The sequence below is a fragment of the Aeromicrobium halocynthiae genome (assembly GCF_039531385.1).
Classification (GTDB): Bacteria; Actinomycetota; Actinomycetes; order Propionibacteriales; family Nocardioidaceae; genus Aeromicrobium; species Aeromicrobium halocynthiae.
Genome location: NZ_BAAAPY010000007.1, coordinates 61930 through 82185 on the forward strand (window position 1 = coordinate 61930; position 20256 = coordinate 82185).

20 protein-coding genes and 2 tRNA genes are annotated in these 20256 nt (G+C 71.5%); 9 read left to right on the forward strand and 13 right to left on the reverse strand.

Annotated elements, in window-relative coordinates; genetic code table 11:
* Nucleotides 1-38 precede the first annotated feature (38 nt).
* Entirely contained in the window at nt 39-818 is a 780-nt protein-coding gene (locus ABD213_RS10635; protein ID WP_344327958.1) for an ABC transporter ATP-binding protein, read from the reverse strand.
* 142 nt (nt 819-960) lie between these two features.
* On the opposite strand from ABD213_RS10635, the gene ABD213_RS10640 reads away from it, so the two are divergent.
* The 3 genes from ABD213_RS10640 to ABD213_RS10650 are packed head-to-tail and all read left to right on the forward strand — an operon-like array spanning nt 961 to nt 3637.
* A complete protein-coding gene (locus ABD213_RS10640; RefSeq protein WP_344327963.1) occupies nt 961-1587 on the forward strand; it encodes a TetR/AcrR family transcriptional regulator in 627 nt (208 codons plus the stop codon).
* Nucleotides 1584-2849, forward strand: coding sequence for a serine--tRNA ligase (serS, locus tag ABD213_RS10645; protein WP_344327965.1), 1266 nt, complete (start codon nt 1584-1586; stop codon nt 2847-2849). The genes ABD213_RS10640 and serS overlap by 4 nt, the downstream gene beginning before the upstream one ends.
* Nucleotides 2846-3637 carry an HAD family hydrolase gene (locus ABD213_RS10650; RefSeq protein ID WP_344327970.1) on the forward strand — a complete coding sequence of 264 codons (792 nt, stop codon included), beginning with the start codon at nt 2846-2848 and terminating at the stop codon, nt 3635-3637. The genes serS and ABD213_RS10650 overlap by 4 nt, the downstream gene beginning before the upstream one ends.
* Before the next feature lie 4 nt (nt 3638-3641).
* On the opposite strand, the gene ABD213_RS10655 is transcribed toward ABD213_RS10650, so the two are convergent.
* From ABD213_RS10655 to ABD213_RS10705, 11 genes are all read right to left on the reverse strand, one after another.
* Nucleotides 3642-4187 carry an HTH domain-containing protein gene (locus ABD213_RS10655; protein ID WP_344327974.1) on the reverse strand — a complete coding sequence of 182 codons (546 nt, stop codon included), beginning with the start codon at nt 4185-4187 and terminating at the stop codon, nt 3642-3644.
* 37 nt (nt 4188-4224) lie between these two features.
* A complete protein-coding gene (locus ABD213_RS10660) occupies nt 4225-4779 on the reverse strand; it encodes a bacterial proteasome activator family protein (protein ID WP_425546054.1) in 555 nt (184 codons plus the stop codon).
* 42 nt (nt 4780-4821) lie between these two features.
* The gene (locus tag ABD213_RS10665; protein WP_344327979.1) at nt 4822-5793 is read right to left on the reverse strand and encodes an NAD(P)H-quinone oxidoreductase; all 972 of its coding nucleotides are present in this window, start codon (nt 5791-5793) and stop codon (nt 4822-4824) included.
* Between the two features lie 10 nt (nt 5794-5803).
* Nucleotides 5804-6790, reverse strand: coding sequence for a DMT family transporter (locus ABD213_RS10670; RefSeq protein ID WP_344327983.1), 987 nt, complete (start codon nt 6788-6790; stop codon nt 5804-5806).
* A complete protein-coding gene (locus tag ABD213_RS10675; protein ID WP_344327988.1) occupies nt 6760-7170 on the reverse strand; it encodes a hypothetical protein in 411 nt (136 codons plus the stop codon). The genes ABD213_RS10670 and ABD213_RS10675 overlap by 31 nt, the downstream gene beginning before the upstream one ends.
* A 1-nt stretch (nt 7171) precedes the next feature.
* Nucleotides 7172-7260 (reverse strand) — tRNA-Ser (locus tag ABD213_RS10680).
* A gap of 56 nt (nt 7261-7316) precedes the next feature.
* Nucleotides 7317-8366 (reverse strand): hypothetical protein, encoded by a 1050-nt coding sequence (locus tag ABD213_RS10685; protein WP_344327992.1) that lies wholly within the window; start codon nt 8364-8366, stop codon nt 7317-7319.
* Nucleotides 8363-9178 (reverse strand): carbon-nitrogen hydrolase family protein, encoded by an 816-nt coding sequence (locus ABD213_RS10690; RefSeq protein WP_344327998.1) that lies wholly within the window; start codon nt 9176-9178, stop codon nt 8363-8365. Before ABD213_RS10690 ends, ABD213_RS10685 begins: the two co-directional genes overlap by 4 nt.
* Nucleotides 9179-9265: 87 nt before the next feature.
* Complete coding sequence (locus ABD213_RS10695) at nt 9266-10447, reverse strand: HNH endonuclease signature motif containing protein (RefSeq protein ID WP_344328001.1); 1182 nt, start codon at nt 10445-10447, stop codon at nt 9266-9268.
* Between the two features lie 405 nt (nt 10448-10852).
* Nucleotides 10853-10939: transfer RNA gene (locus ABD213_RS10700), tRNA-Ser, on the reverse strand.
* 26 nt (nt 10940-10965) lie between these two features.
* Nucleotides 10966-11403: a VanZ family protein gene (locus ABD213_RS10705; RefSeq protein WP_344328003.1), complete on the reverse strand. Its 438-nt coding sequence runs from the start codon at nt 11401-11403 to the stop codon at nt 10966-10968.
* A gap of 101 nt (nt 11404-11504) precedes the next feature.
* On the opposite strand from ABD213_RS10705, the gene ABD213_RS10710 reads away from it, so the two are divergent.
* From ABD213_RS10710 to ABD213_RS10735, 6 genes are all read left to right on the forward strand, one after another.
* Entirely contained in the window at nt 11505-12290 is a 786-nt protein-coding gene (locus ABD213_RS10710; RefSeq protein WP_344328006.1) for an MBL fold metallo-hydrolase, read from the forward strand.
* Nucleotides 12291-12495: 205 nt separating this feature from the next.
* Complete coding sequence (locus ABD213_RS10715) at nt 12496-13986, forward strand: MFS transporter (RefSeq protein ID WP_344328010.1); 1491 nt, start codon at nt 12496-12498, stop codon at nt 13984-13986.
* Between the two features lie 158 nt (nt 13987-14144).
* Nucleotides 14145-15446 carry an HNH endonuclease gene (locus ABD213_RS10720; protein WP_344328016.1) on the forward strand — a complete coding sequence of 434 codons (1302 nt, stop codon included), beginning with the start codon at nt 14145-14147 and terminating at the stop codon, nt 15444-15446.
* A gap of 112 nt (nt 15447-15558) precedes the next feature.
* On the forward strand, nt 15559-15891 hold the full coding sequence (locus ABD213_RS10725; protein WP_344328019.1) for a Dabb family protein: 333 nt from the start codon (nt 15559-15561) through the stop codon (nt 15889-15891).
* Between the two features lie 83 nt (nt 15892-15974).
* A complete protein-coding gene (locus tag ABD213_RS10730) occupies nt 15975-17801 on the forward strand; it encodes a phosphoenolpyruvate carboxykinase (GTP) (RefSeq protein WP_344328023.1) in 1827 nt (608 codons plus the stop codon).
* 2 nt (nt 17802-17803) lie between these two features.
* Complete coding sequence (locus ABD213_RS10735; protein ID WP_344328025.1) at nt 17804-18130, forward strand: ArsR/SmtB family transcription factor; 327 nt, start codon at nt 17804-17806, stop codon at nt 18128-18130.
* A gap of 103 nt (nt 18131-18233) precedes the next feature.
* Here the strand turns inward: ABD213_RS10735 and ABD213_RS10740 are convergent, their stop codons facing one another.
* The gene (locus ABD213_RS10740) at nt 18234-20093 is read right to left on the reverse strand and encodes a hypothetical protein (protein WP_344328028.1); all 1860 of its coding nucleotides are present in this window, start codon (nt 20091-20093) and stop codon (nt 18234-18236) included.
* Nucleotides 20094-20256 lie beyond the last annotated feature (163 nt).

Here is a 20256-nt window from a genome sequence, read left to right on the forward strand (position 1 = left end):
AGAGTTCATGTGTCCGAGCTCGGCCGCTCCGCGCCCGATCACGACAGCCACCGCTTGCGTCGCTTGTAGTGCTTGACGTCGCGGTAGGACGTGGCGAGCTCGCCGCGGCCGAGGTAGAAGTCGCGGATGTCGTCGTCGTCGAGGAGCTCGGCGGCGGGCTTGTCCATGACGATCTTGCCGTGCTCCATGACGTAGCCGTGCGTGGCGATGGACAGGGCCATGGTGGCGTTCTGCTCGACGAGCAGGACGGTGGTCCCGCGCTGGTTGATCTCGACGATGATGTCCTTGATCTGCTGGACGATGCGCGGCGCGAGGCCGAGGCTGGGCTCGTCGAGGAGCAGGTAGTCGGGCTTGGCGACGAGGGCCCGGCCCATGGCGAGCATCTGCTGCTCGCCGCCGGAGAGGTAGCCGGCGGTCTTCTTGCGACGTTCGGCGAGGACGGGGAAGAGGTCGTAGACCTCCTCGATCGCCTCCCCGAGTCCGCCGGAGCGCGTGTGGCCGCCGACGCGCAGGTTCTCCTCGACGGTGAACTCGCCGAAGACGCGACGACCCTCGAGTACCTGGCCGAGGCCGGCGGCGACGATCTTGGGCGCGTCGAGCGTGTGCAGGGGCTTGTCGTCGAGAGTGACCTGGCCCTTGGTGATGGCGCCGTCGTGGACGTCCAGCAGTCCCGAGACGGCGCGCAGGAGCGTCGTCTTGCCGGCGCCGTTGGCGCCGAGGAGGGCCACGATGGAGCCCTTGGGAACCTGCAGGCTGACGCCCCGCAGCACGAGGATGACGTCGTTGTAGACGACCTCCACGTTCTTGACCGACAGCACGATGGTCCTCTCCGCCGATGAATGGGTTGCGACGGACCGTAGTGCATGATCTGGGTCACAAGCAATTGTCACCCCCAGTGCAGATACCGTGCCGACGTCATGGCATGGACGTGCCATGATGCTGCGGCGAGGAGGTCGTTCGATGCGTGGACCGACACCGGATCCGCCGGACCTGCGGCGTGCCCGGAGCGACGGTCGTGCCGAGCGTCGGCTGCGGACCCAGCGGGCTATCGTCGACGCCCACACCGAGCTCCTGCGCGCCGGCGAGATGCGGCCGACGGCGGCGCGGGTGGCGGAGCGGGCGGGTGTGTCGGTGCGGACGCTGTGGGCGGCCTTCGGCGACATGGAGGGGCTGCTGCGCGCGACGACCGAGTTCTGGTTGGCGGCCGACGACGAGCTGCGGGCCCACATCGACCCGACGCTCCCGCTGGTGGAGCGGATCGAGCGGTTCTGCGAGGAGCGGGCCCGCCGGTTGGAGAACATCTCCCCGGCGGCGCGGGCGGCGGCGCTCATGGAGGTCGACTCCGAGGCGCTGCGCGAGAGCCGACGCGGACACGTCGGTCGCGTCCTCCACGAGGTGGAGCGGACCTTCGGGCCGGAGCTCGACGCGTGCCCGGACCGCGAGGCCGCGTTCGACGCGCTCGTCGCGGCGACGAGCTGGAGCTCGTGGTCGATGCTGCGCGACGACCTCGGGCGCGACGCGTCGGCGTCGCGGGCCGCGATGGTGTGCGCTGTGGCCTCGATCCTGACGGCTAGGGTGGGTGGGTGATCGACGCCCGCCTGTTGAGAGATGATCCGGAGTTCCTGCGAGAGGCCCAGCGGCGACGGGGCGAGTCCACGGACGTCGTCGACGCGTTGATCGAGGCCGACCAGCGTCGTCGGTCCGCGATCGCCGCGTTCGAGCAGGCTCGCTCGCAGCAGAAGGAGCTCGGCAAGCAGATTCCGAGGGCCCAGGGCGAGGAGAAGCAGGAGCTGCTCGCGCGGACCAAGGAGCTCAGCGCGCAGGTCAAGGCCGCCGAGGCCGAGCAGGGCGAGGCGGGCGAGCGCTTCACCGAGCTGCTGAAGGCCCTGCCCAACCCGGCGTCGCCGCAGGCCCCGCCCGGTGGGGAGGACGACTTCGTCGTGCTCGAGACCGTCGGCACGCCGCGGGACTTCGCCGCGGAGGGCTTCGCGCCGCAGGACCACCTCGACATCGGCCGACGTCTCGGCGCGTTCGACATCGAGCGGGGCGTGAAGGTCAGCGGCTCGCGCTTCTACTTCCTGACCGGCGTGGGTGCGCAGCTGGAGCTCGCGCTGACGCAGCTGGCGATGAGCCGCGCCGCCGAGTGGGGCTTCACGCCGATGATCACCCCGGCCCTGGTGCGTCCGCAGGCCATGGAGGGCACCGGCTTCCTCGGCCAGGCGGCCGACGACGTCTACCACCTCGAGCGCGACGACCTCTACCTCGTCGGCACGTCGGAGGTCGCGCTGGCGGCGTTCCACTCCGACGAGATCCTCGAGGGTGACGTCCCCAAGCGCTACGCGGCGTTCAGCCCGTGCTTCCGGCGCGAGGCCGGCTCGCACGGCAAGGACACCCGCGGCATCTTCCGCGTCCACTGGTTCGACAAGGTCGAGATGTTCGTCTACACGACGCTCGAGGAGTCCGAGGCCGAGCACGAGCGCCTGCTGGGCTGGGAGAAGCAGTGGCTCGACGACCTCGAGGTCCCGTACCGCGTCATCGACGTCGCGGCCGGCGACCTCGGTCTGTCGGCGGTGCGCAAGTTCGACTGCGAGGCGTGGATCCCGTCGCAGGAGCGCTACCGGGAGGTCTCGTCGGCCTCGAACTGCACGCAGTTCCAGGCGCGGCGACTCGACTCCCGGCTGCGTACCGGGGACGGCACCGTTGCGGCCGCCACCCTCAACGGCACGCTGTGCGCCATGACGCGCACGATCATCGCGCTGCTGGAGAACGGGCAGCAGGCCGACGGATCGGTGCGGCTGCCCGCGGTGCTGCACCCGTTCCTCGGCGAGGTCCTGGAGCCGGTCGCGTGACCTCTTCCAGCTGGCGGCCGCGGCTGGCGGCGCTCGACGTCGACGGCACGCTGGTCGACTGGGACAACCGGATGACCGACGCGGTGCGTGAGACGGTGCGTGAGCTGGCCGACTCCGGCGTGGAGATCGTGATCTCCACGGGGCGGGCGATCCCCGGCGTCATGGACGCGGCGGCGAAGCTCGGCATCGAGTCGGGCATCGCGGTGGCGAGCAACGGCGCGGTGGTGCACACGTACTCGCCGGTCGACGTCGTCCACACGGTCACCTTCGACGCGTCGGAGGCGGTGCGGCGCGTGCTGGAGCACGTGCCGGAGGCGCTCGTGGCGGTGGAGGAGATCGGGGTCGGCTACCGGGTGAACGCCCCGTTCCCGGACTGGGAGATCGATGGCACCGTGACGATCGAGGACGTCGACGCGCTGGTGGCCGAGCCGGTCACCCGCGTCATCATCCGCGCGGTCGATCACGACCCCGAGGAGTTCGGCGACCTCGTGCACGGTCTCGGCCTGGCGGAGGTCAACTACAACATCGGCTACACCGCGTGGCTCGACATCGCGCCGCAGGGCGTGTCCAAGGCGTCGGGCCTGGAGGTCGTGTGCGGGCGGCTCGGCATCGAGCGGGCCGACGTCCTCGCGGTCGGCGACGGCATGAACGACTACGACATGCTGCAGTGGGCCGGGCGCGGCGTCGCGATGGGTCAGGGCTCGCAGGAGCTGAAGGCCGTCGCCGACGACGTCACGGGCACCGTCGACGACGACGGTCTCGTCACCGAGCTGCGCCGCTGGCTCTGAGGGCTCAGGCGACCTGACCGGCCTCGAGCGCGTCGAACGCGTCGAGGACCTCCTCGACCGACGGGATGCGCCGCTGCACGGGCTCGGCGAGCTGTGCCTCGTCGGCGGCCTCGCGGGCGCGGCGCAGGTGGCGCTTGACGGTGGAGGTGGAGCAGCCGAGCCGCTCGGCGAGCTGCTGGCAGGTGTCGTTCGGGTGTGCCTGGCGGGCCGCGACGACGGCCTCGTGGCTCACGGGCCCTCCGCCGAGCCGCGCGCTGCCGAACGGCGCGAGCGTCGACTGGGTGACCTCGATGCCGAGGCTCTCGCGGATGGCCGCGCGGTCCGCCTCGGTGGTGCAGGCCACGAAGCCGGAGACGTCGACCTCGACGACCGCGCGGTACAGGCAGTCGACGAGCATCGGGCAGCCGGCGCAGCTGCGGCGCGCCACGGCGATGAGCTCGCGGGCAGGGGCGAGGGCGGTGCTGGAGTCGGCCGCGACGGCGGCGACCTCCTCGAACAGCTCAGGCTGGTGGGCACACGGCGGCACGGCCGCCTCCATCGCGATCGTCATGGGCTCCCTTCCCGGTCCGGTCACGCGTGCGATCAGACTAGAGGTACATGCCCCCGCTCGACGGTGGTTCGCTCGAAGTAGTCGAATCGTCACCTTCTGCGTGGGCGCCGCTGGGGAGGGCGAGCCGCATGTTCTGGAACTGCGCCTGGGCCTGCACCTGCTGGGCGTAGAGCGCGGCCTGGATGCCGTGGAACAGACCCTCGAGCCAGCCGACGAGCTGGGCCTGGGCGATGCGCAGCTCGGCGTCGGTGGGCGAGGCGGCGTCGAACGGCAGGGAGAGGCGGCGCAGCTCCTCGACGAGCTCGGGCGCGAGACCGTCCTCGAGCTCGGTGATCGACTGCTCGTGGATCTCGCGCAGGCGGGCGCGGCTGGCGTCGTCGAGCGGCGCCGACTTCACCTCCTCGAGGAGCTGGCGGATCATGCCGCCGATGCGCATGACCTTGGCGGGCTGCTCGACGAGGTCGGACAGCGGGCTGCGGCCGCCGGGGCCGCCCGGACCGCCCGTGGACGGCATGGGGACGGGGTGGCCGTCGGGGCCGATGACGCCGGGGCCGGTGGCGGCCGGGTCGGGCCGGGACTCGGAGGTGCTCATGACGCCACCCTACGAGCCGGGCCGTGGGGTGCAGGGCAGACCTCAGACGGTCAGCAGGACCTTGCCGGTGTGGCTGGACTCCTCGAGGATGCGGTGCGCGTCGCGGACGTCGTCGAGGCCGAGCCGGGCGTGCACGACGGGCCGGACGCGACCGTCGGCGACCATCGGCCACACGTGCCGGGTGGCGGCGGCGACGATCTCGGCCTTCTCCTCGACGGGTCGGGCTCGCAGCGACGTCGCGGTGACGCTCGCCCGCTTGGCGAGCAGCGCGCCGAGGTTCAGCTCGCCCTTGATCCCGCCCTGCAGGCCGATGACGACGAGGCGGCCGCCGGTGGCGAGGGCGGCGACGTTGCGCTGGAGGTACTTCGCGCCGACGATGTCGAGGACGACGTCGGGACGCATCGCGTGCTCCTTCAGCACGTCCACGAAGTCCTCGTCGCGGTAGCGGATCGCGACGTCGGCGCCGAGGTCGCGGCAGAAGGCCGCCTTGTCCTCGCTGCCGACCGTCACGGCGACGCGCGCGCCGAGCGCCTTCGCGACCTGGATGGCGGTGGTGCCGATGCCGCTGGCACCGCCGTGGACGAGCAGCGTCTCGCCCTCGGTCAGGCCCGCGGTCATGACGACGTTCGACCACACGGTCGCGACGGTCTCGATGAGCCCGGCGGCGTCGACGAGGTCGACGCCCTCGGGCGCCGGTGCCACCTGCCCGGCGGGCACGACGACCTGCTCGGCGTAGCCGCCGCCACTGAGCAGGCAGACGACCTCGTCGCCGACGGCCACGGACGTGACGTCCTCGCCGAGCGCCGCCACCCGTCCGGAGCACTCCAGCCCGAGGACGTCGGTGGCGCCGGGCGGCGGGTCGTAGTGGCCCTGGCGCTGCAGCAGGTCGGCCCGGTTGACCCCGGCGGCGACGACGTCGACGAGGACCTCCCCGGGGCCGGGCTCGGGACTCGGGCGGTCGACGACCTCGAGGGCGTCGGCGTCTCCGGGCGTCGGGACGATCACGGCTCGCATGGCCTCGAGGCTAGTCGGCGCCGGTGGTCCGTGCAGCCAGGCCCTTCGGGCCGGCGCGGGGGCCGCCGAGGGTCAGCAGCGCGAGGCCGGCGCCGAGGACGACGAGCCCGACGACGGCGGCCGCGTCGAGGCGTTCGCCGAGCAGTCCCACGCCGAGCGCGGTGGCGCCGAGCGGCTCGGCGAGCGTGAGGGTGGCGACGACGGCGGCTGGCAGCCGGGCGAGACCCCAGCCGAACAGCAGGTAGGCGACGGTGGTGGTGACGACCCCGAGCCAGACGACGAGGGCGAGCGCGCGGGCGTCGAGGATCCAGCCGGCACCCGCGACGAGCAGGGCGGGGACGGCGACGGCCGCCGCGACGCCGAACATCGCGCCCATCGTGGCCGCCGACGACCACGACCGGTCGAGCAGCTCCTTGCCGGCGACGGTGTACAGCGCGTAGGACAGTCCCGCCCCGACCGACCACGCCAGTCCCCACGCGAGGGTGAGGCCCCCGGCCACGCCGGCGACGAGCGCGACGCCGACGACGGCGAGCGCGGTGGCCACGAACCAGCGGGCGTCGGGCCGGCGCCGGCGCACCACCGCGTCGAGCACGCCGGTGGCCACGGGCGCCGAGCCGAGGGCGACGACGGTGCCGACCGCGACGCCCGCCGATGCGGTGCCGGCGAAGAAGGAGACCTGGTAGCCGAGGACGCCGGCGGCGCCCACCGCCACCCACACGGGCGTCGGCACGGCCGCCGCGGGCGCGGTCGCGTCGGCTGCACCCCTCGTCGACGTGCGGCGGTGTGCCGCGACTCCTGCCCACGCGGCGAGCAGCGCCCCGCCGAGCAGGATGCGGGCGAGTCCGACTTCCGCGGGCGACGCGTCGACGTCGGCGATCTCCTGCGCGGTGCCGGTCGTAGCGAAGCACAGGGCGGCCAGGAGGACGGCCAGGGCGGGCAGGCGCGTGCGCACGGGTGGGCGGCGGGTCAGTCGGACGTCGGCGCGGACGGGTCCCACGGCGTGTACCCGCGGGAGTCGTTCATCCGCTCGCGGACCTCGGCGAGCAGCTCGCGACGACGTCGGCCCACGGCGGTCAGCGACAGGCGGCGCTCGCCGTCGTCGGTCTGCAGGACCAGCTGGCCGTCGGCGGTGCGGACGCCGGTGACGTCGGCCCACAGGACCTTGAGGCGGCGGCTGCGCAGCCCGTGATCGTCGAGGCGCGCGACGACGGGTGGGCGCACCGCCATCAGGGCGGCGAAGACGAGCAGCACGACGGTCATGGTGCCGAGCACGCGCGAGGCCAGCACGAACGCGAGGAGGGCGGTCACGCTGGAGACGATCAGGACGACGCCGGACAGGACGGCGACGTGCGCGCGGTCGACGCGGTAGGTGCTCACGCAGAGGGGGCGGGATTCGAACCCGCGGCTGACATCACTGCCAGCGACCGCTTTCAAGGCGGTTCCGATCGGCCACTCCGGCACCCCTCCTCGGCGTCGACCGGGGGCCGGCGCCAGGTGCCATCCTCTCACCTTCGTCGGCGCTGCTACTTCAGCGGGGCGAGGCGCCCGGGCTCCTCGCGGTGCTCCGGGACGAGCGCCCGGGAGCGGCGTGCGCGCTGGCGGATCACCTGGCGGCGCAGGACGAGGCCGAGGCCCAGGCCGAGCACGACGGAGTACAGCGTCGACAGGGCGATGTAGGAGGGGAAGGCGCCCGGGGAGACGAGCGACGTCGTCATGACGCCGGTGCCGAGCACGGCGAACACCAGCACCCACCAGCCCTCGCGTCGCTGCGAGCGCAGGGAGACCCCGATGACGAGGGCGGGGAACCCGATGAACACCTCGACCGGTCGCGGCACCCCGCCGAAGGTCTGCCGCAGCCAGATGACGAGGTTGGTGACGCCGTCGACGATGATCTGTGAGCCGTGGGTGCGCACGAAGCTGGAGTAGGCGAGCAGCAGCACGACGAGCACGGCGACACCGATGAGGATGAGCACGTTCTGGCGGCCGAGCCCGTGCAGGCCGGCGCCGAGGTTCCACACGATGGAGATGGCGAGCGCGAGTGCGGCGGTGAGGACGACGAGGTTGAACCGCTGGTAGCTGACCGGCGCGTTCCACGCGGCGACGGCGACGGTCCCGCTGATCGCGATCGTGATCGCGATCGCGTACTCCTTGAAGATCGCGGCGACGGACTCGGCCGGGGTGGTGATGACGACGGCCCACACGGCGGCGAGCACGGCGGTGGTGACGGCGGCCGCCGAGACGAGCAGGGCCGCCTCGGTGGCGACGGCTCCGGCGGCGAGGAGGGTGGCTGCGACCGTCCAGATGCGCATGTGGCCGCCGGCGCGGTGGGTCAGGCCGATGCTGTAGGTGACGAGGAGGGCGGCGGCCGACGGCCGCAGCAGCCAGTCGGGGGCGTCGACGGCGACGACGGCGGTCGCGGCGCCGATGGTCGCGACGATGCCGATCGTGATGACCGCGAGCATCGCGGCGCGCGCGGCGCGCGGCGACTCGAGCCGGGGCCGGCGGACGGCCTGCTCGTAGTCGGCGGGGACGCTCGTGTCGAGGCGTCGCCGTCCGGGAGCGGTGGAGCTCATGCGTCGCGTCCTCCCGCGGCGTCGCCCATCCGGCGGTTCTGCAGCGACGGGTTGACGTCGCGGGCGCGCGTCAGGTCGTCGGCATCCAGTCGGGTCGTCACCAGGTCATCCTCTCCGGCTCCCCCCTCGGCCACGATAGAGCCGAGGGCGTCGACGACCAAGGAATGACCGGTGTAGCGGTCGCCACCCTGGGCCGCGGCGGCGACGGGGACGACGTTCTCGATGGCGCGCGCGGCGAGCAGCGTGCGCCAGTGGTGGAGCTTGCCGTCGCCGGCGACCCAGGCGGCGGGCGCGAGCAGCAGCTCGGCCCCACGGTCCACGAGGGCGCGGGCCAGCTCGGGGAAGCGCAGGTCGTAGCAGGTCATGAGGCCGACGGTCGTCGTCGCGCCGCCGCCGTGGGGGACGTCGACGGTGACGGGCTCGATGCTGCCGGCACGCAGCCGGTCGGACTCGCGGTAGCCGAAGGAGTCGTACAGGTGGATCTTGCGGTAGGTGGCACGCAGGTCGCCGCCCGGGCCCAGCACGACGAGCGTGTTCAGGGGCAGGTCGTCGGTGGTCTCGAACATCCCGGCGACGATCGTGGCGCGCAGCCGTCGTGCCTGCTCCGCGAGCAGCTGGACGAACGGGCCGTCGAGCGGCTCGGCGTGCGAGGCGAGGTCGTGCTCGGGCGACCCGAAGTCGTGCATCGACGCCTCCGGCAGCACGACGAGGTCGTGCGCGCCGGGCTCCAACGCCTCCAGCCGCTCGGTGACGAGCTCCCGGTTGGCCGCGGAGTCGACCGAAGCGGCGAGCTGGACGAGGGCGACACGCATCCGGCCATTGTGTCAGCCGGCGGCTGAGATTCCCCTGGGCCGTGGGGTGAGAACCCTCGCACGGGCTCAGGTGGTCCTCCCGGACACCTACGAGAAGGCCGGCCCCTGATCTGCGGCGACCCGGGGGACGTGCTCGGCAGGGCTGGATGGAACGGTGCGGCCGGTGGGCAGGATCCATCGAAGGACGTCATGTCCCTTCATGGAGTGATGGCGTCGGCATAGTGCCCACATGTTCGATCCGTTGGTCGCCCCGGTGGGCCACGGTTCTCGGTGGTCGAGATCGCATCTCTCCGCTGGCACCCGACACCCTGGGGCTCGGCAGACCCCGTCCCTGAATCTGATCGCCTTCGCCAGTGTCTCGGGGGCGAATCTGCCGACGTAGTCGTGAGCCAGGACGTCGCTCGTCATGGGATCGGTGATGAGGCGGTGCCAGAAGGTGTCGTCTGGGTCGAGGTCGGCCAAGATCCACGACGCCGGCACCGACCACTCGCCGTCGGAGGATTCAGCGTGGCCGTCGACGAGTCCGGTGAGGACGTCGGCCTCGATCGTGACCGCCACGTCGCCGGTGATGGTGGGGTGGTCGGTGGTCTCGCCGTGGGTGAGCCAGGAGACGTACAGGTCGGCGGTGCGCTGCGGGAGAGTCCGGTCGTCGTCTTCGCCCAAAGGAACGCGCGCTGCCCGGTCGAGGCGCTTCATGACGGCAGAGGCTTGGTGGGAGGGGAGGTAGGTCGAGAGCCAGGACATGCCGTCCTCGAGGTGGTGCAGCGAGACGTGCCGCTGCTCGCGGGCCTTCTCGGCCCGGTCGAGGGCCTCTTCGGGCTCGACGCGGGTGACGAACCGCTTGATCCAGGCCCGCAGCTCGGCGGTGGTGTGGGTGGTCGCGTAGGCGAGGGCTTTCTCGTCGAGCAGAGCCCACGACGACTCCCGCTCCAGCCGGTCCAATCCCGTGGAGATCTCGCGAACGCGGGCGGCATCGATGAGCCCCTCGGTGAACGCGGCCCAGCAGGTGGGCGCGTGGGCGACCATCCGGTCGGCGGTCGCAAGGCGGGACCAGACCTGGTTCTCCGAGAGGCCCATCGCCTGCCCGATCGTCATCGGGATCGCCGAGCGCTCCACGAGCTGTCGCATCGAGCCGTCGAGCCGACTGATGCGGGCCTCCTCGGCGTCGCGGAACGCGAGCATCGCGGAGTACTGGGCCGCCTCGGCCCGCGCCACGGCACGAGTCGCGGAGGTCATGGCCTCCTCGGAGGTAGCGGTCTCGATGTCCATGAATCAAACATACGCTCGACCGCCGACAGTCCATTTTCGCGGTGTGGCCAGTAAAAAGGGACATCCGATGGGCGTCGAGCTCTGGCCCTACCGGGGCGGCGTCCTGGATCGAGCGCTCGCTGGTGGCACCCGGGCGGAGCGAGCTCCGCCCGGGTTGTCCGAGTCTTCGCCAGCTGACTCTCTACCCGGGCGGCTTCTTGGCCCGCGCGATCGCGGGCCGAATGTGGCGGAGCGAGCTCCGCCCGGGTCGAGGCAGCTTTCACCAGCTGACTCTCTACCCGGGCGGCTTCCTCGCTTGCGTGATCGCGGGCCGAACGTGGCGGAGCGAGCTCCGCCCGGGTCGAGGCAGCTTTCACCAGCTGACTCTCTACCCGGGCGGCTCTCTCTTGCTTCTCCTGCAGAGGGCGGAGATGGAGGGATTTGAACCCTCGAGAGGTTTGAACCTCAACCCGCTTAGCAGGCGGGCGCACTAGGCCACTATGCGACATCTCCTTGCCACCGCCGCAGCGGCAACCGGTTCAGGATAGCGATCGACCCCGGCCCGCGTCGAAGCGGGCACGTCGCCGCACCACCCACACCGCGAGCGCCGCACCGATCGCCGCACCGACCGTGTTCGCGACGACGTCGCTGACCGTCCCGAACCGCTCCGGACGCAGCACCGTCTGCAACGTCTCGATCACCACCGACGTCCCGAACGCCACCACCACCTGCCCCAGGCGCGCACCGAACAACGTCACCGCGAACCACCCCAGCGGTGCGAACCCGGCGACGTTCGCGCCCACCTCGACGATCGCGTAGCTCGTGGGCGCCGAGATGCCGAGCGCCGCGGCAACCGTGCGGACGGGCCACCAGGCGGCGACGTCGAGACCGGAGTCGACGGTCGTCGGCCAGCCGACGATCAGCAGAAGCACCACCACGTAGCCCGCGGCGAGCAGGCGCTGGGCGGACGGCGGCATCGTTCGAGCCTGGACATTCCGGGCCACTCGGGACGCACGAACGGGCCAGAAGCGGACCGATCCCACGGCAGGATCGCGGCAGATGCGCCACGATGTGGGCCATGCGCGTCGACCATCTGCGGGCCGCCCACATGAGACCGCCGGGCTTCCCGGCCCTGCCTGCGCACGTGTTCGTGTGCCACACCGACGACGGGCTGGTCCTGGTCGACACGGGGTTCGGCACGGCCGACGTGCGCGAGCCGGACCGGCGGCTTGGGCCGATGCGGCGCCTGCTGCGGCCGGTCCTCGACGAGGGGTACACGGTGGTGCGCCAGCTGGAGGCCCGCGGGCTCGACCCGGCCGACGTGCGGCACATCGTGCTGACCCACCTCGACCTCGACCACGCGGGTGGTCTGAGCGACTTCCCCGACGCGGTCGTTCACACCACGGCGGACGAGCACGCGGCGGCGGTGACCGACCCGGACTTCCTGGACAAGCAGCGGTACCGGCCGGTGCAGTGGGAGCACGGGCCGAGGTTCCAGACGCACGCCGGACGGGGCGACGAGTGGCGGTTCGGGCTGACGGCCCACGAGGTGGTGCCGGGCATCGCACTCATCCCAATGCCGGGTCACTCGCGCGGGCACGCGGCAGTGGGGGTCGACGGTGACGGGACGACGATCGTCCACGCCGGCGACGCGGTCTTCGACGCCAGCCACGTCAGCGACACCGCCCCGGACGGGCAGCATCTGCGGCCGCTGCGACCGGTCCGGGTGTTCGAGCAGGTGGTGGGCCGCGACCGCCGCCGCATCGTCGCGAACCATCGCGAGCTGCGCCGCCTGGCGACGTTGCCCGACGTCCTGGTGGTGCCTGCGCACGACGCCCGGGTGACGGGCGCGCTCGTCGGCTGAGCAGGGTCGCGCGGAGTAGGCACCATCGATCCCACATCCGAGCCGCGAGAGCCGACGACACCCATCTTGTTGTGGGCGCCGGCAGCGAACAGCGTCAGGGAATAGATGGTGTTCCTACAGCGTTGCCGACTGCAACCACTTGATGGGCGCTCCCTGACTCGAGTCTCGCGCCCCGAGCCCAGCAGTCGATCGGAAGGACGCCTCGGTGACGTCGTCGCGCGCCCGGCAACGGATGACGTTCGCCGTCCTGACCCTCGCCGTCACGTCGTTCACGCTCCTGCAGTCGCTCATCATCCCGGTCCTGCCCCTCGTGCAGGAGCACTACGGCGTCAACCAGAACACCGTCACCTGGGTGGTCACCGCCTACCTGCTGTCGGCCTCCATCTGCACCCCGCTGCTCGGACGCTTCGGTGACGCGCTCGGCAAGAAGCGCATGCTCGTGCTCGTCCTCATCGCCCTCGCCGCCGGCTCCCTCATGGCCGCCCTCGCGCCCACCATCGGCTGGCTCATCGTCGCCCGCGTCATCCAGGGCATGGGCGGCGGCGTCCTGCCCCTGTCGTTCGGGATCATCCGCGACGAGTTCGAGGACCCCCGCCGAGGCAACGCGCTCAGCATCATCGCGTCGCTGGCCGCCGTCGGATTCGGTGTCGGCATCGTCGCCGGCGGCGCCATCGTCGACCTCCTCGGCTACGAGTGGCTCTTCTGGCTGCCCATGATCGTCACCGCCATCGCCGCCGCCGGTGCCGTGCTCGGCGTCCCCGAATCACCCGTCCGCACCCCCGGACGCATCCCCGCCCTGCCCGCCGTGCTCCTCGCCGGCTGGCTCACCAGCCTCCTGCTGCCCATCAGCCAAGGCACCGTGTGGGGATGGTCGTCGCCATGGGTCATCGGCCTGCTCGTCGCCGCCGTCGTCCTGTTCGCCACCTGGATCCGCGTCGAGCTGCGCGTCCCCGTTCCCCTCATCGACATGCGCATGATGCGACGCCGCGGCGTCTGGACCACCAACCTCGTCGCCGCCGGCGTCGGCTTCGGCATGTTCGCCGCCTTCGCCTTCCTGCCCCAGCTCCTGCAGACCCCCGCCAGCGCCGGCTACGGATTCGACGCCACCATCAGCGAGTCCGGCCGCCTCCTCGCACCCTCGGCCATCGCCTCCTTCCTCGTCGGGTTCGCCACCGCCGCCCTCATGCGACGCTTCGGCGCCCGCCTCGTCATCGTCACCGGCGCCCTGCTCAACGCCGCCGCCTTCGCCTCCATCGCCCTGTTCCACGACGCCACCTGGCAGCTCTACGCCGCCATCACCGTCCAGGGCGTCGGCGGCGGGCTCGTCTTCGCCAGCCTCGCCAACGTCGTCATCGCCTCCGTCCCCGCCCACCAGACCGGCGTCGCCAGCGGAATGAACGCCAACCTGCGCACCATCGGCGGATCCATCGGCTCCGCCGTCATGGCCGGCATCGTCACCGCCCAGCTCGGACCCACCGGCCTGCCCGTCGAACGCGGCTACACCATCGGGTTCCTCGTCCTCGCCCTCGCGATGTTCCTCGCCGCCATCGCCGCCACCCGCATTCCCGAGATCCGCCCCGACCGGCTCCTCGACGCGTCGCCCGACGACGAGCACGCCGACGTCGACAGCGCGGTGGACGGTGCAGTCGACGGGGCGGTCGACGCCGGGCTGGCCACTACTCCCGCCGGTCGCTGAGCTCCCTACGGCCAGCCGGGCCCGCGACCGCGGACCAGGCGCCGCCGTCTGCCGAACGGGGAGGGCTGCGTCCCTACATCGCAGGGGGACGTCTCCTGCTGCGGTGTGGTTGTGCACAGACTCTTGTCAATCGCATACACATTCGGTAATCTCGGGCCATGGAAATCGGGGTGGTCGTCGCGCAGCTGGACGAAGCACGCGCCGTGCTGGCCCAGCACCCCACCGACGCCGACGCTCTTCGTCAGCTGCAGCGCACCATCGACGTCCTCGAGACCGCCAAGGCCGAGATGGCGCACGCCATGGCCACCGCCGAGACGTTCAAGGACGACGGCTCCTCCTCCATGAAGACGTGGCTGCGCACGGAGCTGCGGCTCGACTCCGTCGACGCCCACCGCCTCCTCGCCGCCGGCCGCACCCTGCGCCAGGTGCCCGAGACCGTTCGCGACGCCGCCCGCACCGGCACGATCCGCCCCGGGCACGTCGCCTGGTTCGGCTACGCCCTCACCCACGTCGGACCCGACGTTGTCGGCGAACCCGTCATCACCCGGCTCCTCGCCGACACCGCCCGCGCCGCCGAACCCGCCCAGCTCAAGGCCGTCGTGCGCGAGCTGCGCGACCAGATCTTCCCCGAGGCGCTCGACGAGGCCTGGATCCGCGGCATGGACAAGCAAGACCTCCAGCTGTCGCCCGTCGGCGACCACGGCTGGGCCGTCACCGGCTTCCTGCCCATCGGACTCGGCGCCCAGCTGCACGCCGTCCTGCGCTCCCTCTCCGCACCCCGCGACGCCGACGACACCCGCACCGCCTCCCAGCGACGCCTCGACGGGCTCGAGACCCTCCTCACCGGTGTGCTCGAGCACGGCCTCCCCCAGGACCGCGGCGTCCGGCCCCACCTCGACGTCCTCGTCGACCACGACGAGCTCCGCAAGGTCGCCACCGACGACGCCTCCCTCACCGCCCCCGCCCAGCTCGCCGGCTTCGGGAGCGTCGGCCGACAGTTCCTCTCCGAGCTGCTCTGCGGCGCCGACCTCACCCCCATCCTCACCGGCGGCAAGGACGGAGTCCTCGACGTCGGCCGCACCCACCGCCTCGCCACACCACGCCAACGCCGCGCCGTCACCGCCCGGCAAGGCGGACAGTGCGCCGCCCCCGGATGCACCAACCCCGTCGTTCACCTCCACCACGTCGTCTGGTTCTCCCACGGCGGGCCGAGCGACCTCTCCAACTACATCGGCCTGTGCCCCGGGTGCCACCGCCTCGTCCACGCCGACCGGCTCCACATCGACCCCCGCACCCACGCCTTCACCCGGCCCTACCGGGCACCCCTGCGCAGCAACCCGTCCAGCTCCTGGCTCAGCAGACGACGAGCCCGCGACCGGCTCCGCCGCGCCCTGCCCCACCTCGTCAGACCACCGCGCTCGCCCGTGCCCGCCTGGCTCGAGGCGCTGCCCGCAGGGTGAACAGCGTCGGACGCTCGGAGCGACCTCGATACGAGAAGACCTGCTCCTGCGTATCGACACCCGGCCGCCCGCACCGTCGCCCGACCGTCAGCGCACGCACTAGCGTCAGAGCATGAGCGAGACCCCCGGATACCGGCACATCGTGCTGTTCCGCGTCCATGACGACGTCCCGGGCGCGACCGTCGACCACGCCCTCGACGTCCTCACCCGGCTGTGCACCCTGCCCGGTGCCACCCACGCCGACGTCACCCTCTCCGAGGACCGCCGCAAGGGCCGCGTCATCGTGCAGAACGTGCGCTTCGCCGACCGCGACGCGCTCGAGACCTTCCGCGCCCACCCGCGCCATGGTGAGGCCGGCGCCCTCATGCGCACCATCGCCGACTGGTGGGTCGGGGACTACCCCGAGCCGTCCGGTACCGTCACCGCACCCGACCTGACAAAGTGACTCTTTTCACTCAGCACATGAAAAATTCTTCAAGTCCGGTACGGTCGGTCCACCACTGCAGGTAACGAGAGGATTCCATCCCCATGGCAGATGTCGCCGCCGCGCTGGATGCAGCAGGGCTGACCAACACCCACGTCCGCGAGTACGTCGAGCACTGGGCCGCCATCACCGGCGCCTCGCGGGTCGAGGTCATCAACGCCTCCGACGACGACCGTCTCGTCCAGGAGTCCCTCGACGCCGGTGAGCTCCTGCCGGTCGGCAAGGGCCGTTACTACTCCCGCTCCTACTTCAAGGACACCGCCCGCGCCGAGGAGCGGACCATCGTCGCCACGAGCAACGAGTCCGACAAGGGCATCTACAACAACTGGCGGCCCGCCGAGGAGATGAAGCCGAAGCTCGTCGAGCTCATGACCGGCGCCTCCGAGGGCAAGACGATGTACGTCATCCCCTACCTCATGGCACCGAAGGGCTCCCCCCTCGAGAAGTTCGCCGCCGGCGTCGAGCTCACCGACAACCGCAACGTCGTCCTCCAGATGATCCGCATGGCCCGCGTGGGCGTCGACTTCGTCAACGACCTCGGCGACTCCTTCGTCAAGGCCGTCCACGTCACCGGCGACCTCGAGAACCTCGGCCAGGGCACCCCCGACGACAAGCGCTACTTCGTCACCGTCGCCGACGAGCGCACCATCCTCCACTTCGGTTCCTCCTACGGCGGCAACGCGCTCCTGGGCAAGATCGCCCACGGCCTGCGCCAGGGCTCCTACGACGGCTGGAAGAACGGCTTCCTCGTCGAGCAGTTCATGCTCCTCGGCATCGTCGACAAGCAGACCGGCAAGAAGTGGAACATCTGCGGCGGGTTCCCGTCCGCGTCCGGCAAGACCAACCTCGCCATGACGCTCGCCCCCGACGCCCTCGGCGACCGGTACCACGTCGAGTTCTACGGCGACGACATCGCGTGGCTGTGGGTCGGCGACGACGGCAAGCTCTACGGCATGAACCCCGAGTACGGGGTCTTCGGCGTCGCGAAGGACACCAACGAGAAGACCAACCCCACCGCCGTCGACGCCATCGTCGAGGGCACCGGCGCCATCTTCACGAACGTCGCCTACAACGAGAAGACCCAGCAGGTCTGGTGGGAGGGCCACACCGACCCCAAGCCCACCGACCTCGACGGCTGGACCGACTGGAAGGGCGAGTCGATCGCCGAGCGGTCCGAGGAGGACAAGGACGCCCCCTGGGCCCACCCCAACTCCCGGTTCACCACGACGCTCGAGCACGTCCCCAACGTCGCCGACGACTTCGAGGACCCGGCCGGCGTCGAGATCCACGGCATCATCTTCGGCGGCCGCACCCGCGACCGCGAGCCGCTGATCCGCGCCATCACCGACGTCGCCGAGGGCGTCTACGACGGCCTCACCCTGGGCGCGGAGGCCACCGCGGCCGCCGACGGCCTCGAGGGCGTCCTGCGCTACGACCCCATGTCGATGCGTCCGTTCATGTCCTACCCCGAGGCCGACTACGCCGCCCACTGGCTCGAGGTCATCGGCCGCGCCGACAAGAAGCCGATCTTCGCGCACGTCAACTGGTTCCAGCGTGGCGACGACGGCCGCTTCCTGTGGCCCGGCTACCGCGAGAACCTGCGTCCACTCGTGTGGCTCATGCAGCTGCTCGAGGGCGAGGTCAAGGGCGTCGAGACGCCCGTCGGCACCCTGCCGCTGCGCGAGGAGCTGCTCCTCGACGGACTGGACGAGCAGGCCCTCGCCGACCTCGACACCGTGCTCACCCTCGACGGCGAGCGCTGGCGTCAGGAGATGAGCTTCCGCGAGGGTCACCTGCGCGAGTTCGCCGGCCTGCCCGAGGAGATCTGGGAGGCGCACCGCCGCGTCGCGGCGGACGTCGAGAGCCTCTGAGCGTGGCCTCGGTCCAGGTACCGCAGTACCAGGCCAAGGCCGAGCTGTTCCGCACGCTCGGGCACCCGGTCCGCATCCGGGTGCTCGAGCTGCTGCAGGCCGGTCCGTGCGTCGTGCGTGACCTGCTCGCCGAGATCGACATCGAGGCCTCCAACCTGTCGCAGCAGCTCGCCGTGCTGCGACGCGTCGGCCTGGTCACCTCCAGCCGGCACGACGGCGTCGTCGAGTACACCCTGGCCACCACCGAGGTGGCCGACCTCCTCGACGCCGGCGACCACATGATGCGCACCCTCCCGCGGCCCGGTCGCGAGGACCGCGCCGCCGGCTGACGGTCACCACCACTCGCGCCGTCGACACCGCACGAACGACGAGGGGCACCAGGATCACCTGGTGCCCCTCGTCGCGTCGCGGGCGCTCAGCCCGCTCGGTCCGTCAGCGACGGAACCGGATCGCGTACCGCGTCTCGCCCTCCACGATCGACGGCAGCTGCAGCGTCGACTTCGTGTTCACCAGGCGGCCGGTGTTGCGACCCCGGTGCGCCAGGACGCTGACGACCTGGTCCTGACGCTGGATGCCCCGCATCAGCTTCAGCTGGGCGTCGAGGGTGCGCGGCGCCGACGGGTAGATGCGGAACGGGTCCTCGTCGTCCTCGTCGTCGTGCATCTCGTCGAAGTCCTCGTACTCGTCGTGGTCGCGCCAGCCGTACGCCCCGCCCTCGAGGTAGAGACGGCCCGAGCCGGCGGCGTACTTCGACGTCGTGAACGAGACGATGCGCGTCGTCGTCTTGACCTTCGCGTGACGATTCAACGGCGTCAGCGTCAGGCGCAGGCGCAGACGGCTGCCGGCCTTCACGTCGAGAGGACGCGACGGCTTGACGACCGACCACGTGCCCTTGACCTGACGCTCGACCTTGCCGAGCTTGTAGGCGCGGTAGGAGGCGTCGAGCGTGTTCGTCACGGAGATCGAGGTGATCGTGATGTCCTCGAACTCGTTCTCCAGCAGCTCGTACACGTCGGAGGCGACGTCGCTGACGACCTCCTCGGCGAGCCAGGCGCGGCTGGAGTAGCGCTGTGAGCGGGCGAAGCTCTGCCCCTTGCCGTTGGCGCGCTTGAAGCCGATCTTCCAGCCGATCTCGGAGTCGCCGCCCACGTCGAAGGCGTTGAACGCCGTGTCGACGTCGGAGTACGTCTGCAGCGCGGTGATGAACGGCAGGACGTCGGTCTCGGTGATCGTCGTGGAGCCGGGGATCGTGCGGCCGCGGAACGTCGTGCTCGTCCTCAGGTCGACCGAGACGGGCAGGTCGCCGAGGCGACCGAAGATCCCCTCGAGGCGGTCCTCCACGAGGCGACCGACCGGCGCGCCGACGTTCGACAGCTTGTAGCTGCCGAAGGTGCCGGCGGAGATGCTCACCGCGGCGGCACCGTGCAGGCTCTGGTCGCTCTCGCCGTCCCACACGTCGGGGTGGCCGAACGCGAACACGTCGGTCCCGCCGTCGGCCTGACAGACGGCCGTGACGGAACCGACCGACGCCGTCGTGATGTCGCCGAAGGACCACGTGACGCCGACGCTTCCACCGGCGACGATCGGGTAGGTCCGCGCGTCCTTCGACGTCGCGGAGCCGTTGACGAACGTGCCGCTCGTGCCGGCACGCGACGCGATGCGGCGCACGGACGGCAGCTGACCGGCGACGACGCCGGAGACCTGCCGGACCGTGCCGATGCGCTTGAGGCTCGCCGACGGCGCGACGCGCACGTCCTGGCGGGCCAGCGCGGTGCGCGCCGGGGCGAGGGAGACCTGCTCCGGCGTGACCGTCGTGGGCTTGACGCCGTAGACGTACTCGGCGGGCGTGACGCCGGCGAGCGTCTCGTTGCCGTCGTTGAAGCCGTAGGAGACCGACCCGACGAGCTCGCCGTTCTCGGCGTAGACCGGCGAGCCGGAGATGCCCGACCAGATGCCGGCGTCCGGCGTGCCGTCGGCCTTCGTGATGCGCGAGCCCTCGAGACGGAAGACCAGCATGTCGCGGCCGCGGCCGATGCCACCGACGATCGTGTCGACGTAGGTGCCGGAGAAGGGGTCGAGCGTGGTGCCGCGCGTGTTGGTCACCCCGGTGACCTCCTGACCCTCCTGCAGCTCGGTGTGCGGGAAGGGGTCGGGGCACTGCGACGCGGCCGGCGCATCGACCGGCTCGGCCGCGGCCTGGGACGTGGTGGCGGCCAGCAGACCACCGCTCAGGGCCGCAGCGGCCCCGAGAGCGGTGAACGCCCGCAGGCGTCCGGTACGCGACGAGATCATGAGTGTGGGTTCCCTCCCCGATGGGGCGTCGCACGCTGCTGCACGACGCTGGAGTCGCCTCACTGTAGGGAGCGTGGTACGCGACCGGTGCCGTTTTCGACAAACTCGTGGTCCGGCGCTGCGGCACCGCCGCCACACGCCCGAAACACGGGCCGGGCAGACT

Bases quoted from the DNA above. Each gene is read 5' to 3' on its own strand.
- ABD213_RS10640 (WP_344327963.1), top strand. From the start codon at position 961: ATGCGTGGACCGACACCGGATCCGCCGGACCTGCGGCGTGCCCGGAGC.
- ABD213_RS10655 (WP_344327974.1), bottom strand. From the start codon at position 4,187: ATGACGATCGCGATGGAGGCGGCCGTGCCGCCGTGTGCCCACCAGCCT.
- ABD213_RS10660 (WP_425546054.1), bottom strand. From the start codon at position 4,779: ATGAGCACCTCCGAGTCCCGGCCCGACCCGGCCGCCACCGGCCCCGGC.
- ABD213_RS10665 (WP_344327979.1), bottom strand. From the start codon at position 5,793: ATGCGAGCCGTGATCGTCCCGACGCCCGGAGACGCCGACGCCCTCGAG.
- ABD213_RS10685 (WP_344327992.1), bottom strand. From the start codon at position 8,366: ATGAGCTCCACCGCTCCCGGACGGCGACGCCTCGACACGAGCGTCCCC.
- ABD213_RS10690 (WP_344327998.1), bottom strand. From the start codon at position 9,178: ATGCGTGTCGCCCTCGTCCAGCTCGCCGCTTCGGTCGACTCCGCGGCC.
- ABD213_RS10695 (WP_344328001.1), bottom strand. From the start codon at position 10,447: ATGGACATCGAGACCGCTACCTCCGAGGAGGCCATGACCTCCGCGACT.
- ABD213_RS10705 (WP_344328003.1), bottom strand. From the start codon at position 11,403: ATGCCGCCGTCCGCCCAGCGCCTGCTCGCCGCGGGCTACGTGGTGGTG.
- ABD213_RS10710 (WP_344328006.1), top strand. From the start codon at position 11,505: ATGCGCGTCGACCATCTGCGGGCCGCCCACATGAGACCGCCGGGCTTC.
- ABD213_RS10720 (WP_344328016.1), top strand. From the start codon at position 14,145: ATGGAAATCGGGGTGGTCGTCGCGCAGCTGGACGAAGCACGCGCCGTG.
- ABD213_RS10725 (WP_344328019.1), top strand. From the start codon at position 15,559: ATGAGCGAGACCCCCGGATACCGGCACATCGTGCTGTTCCGCGTCCAT.
- ABD213_RS10730 (WP_344328023.1), top strand. From the start codon at position 15,975: ATGGCAGATGTCGCCGCCGCGCTGGATGCAGCAGGGCTGACCAACACC.
- ABD213_RS10740 (WP_344328028.1), bottom strand. From the start codon at position 20,093: ATGATCTCGTCGCGTACCGGACGCCTGCGGGCGTTCACCGCTCTCGGG.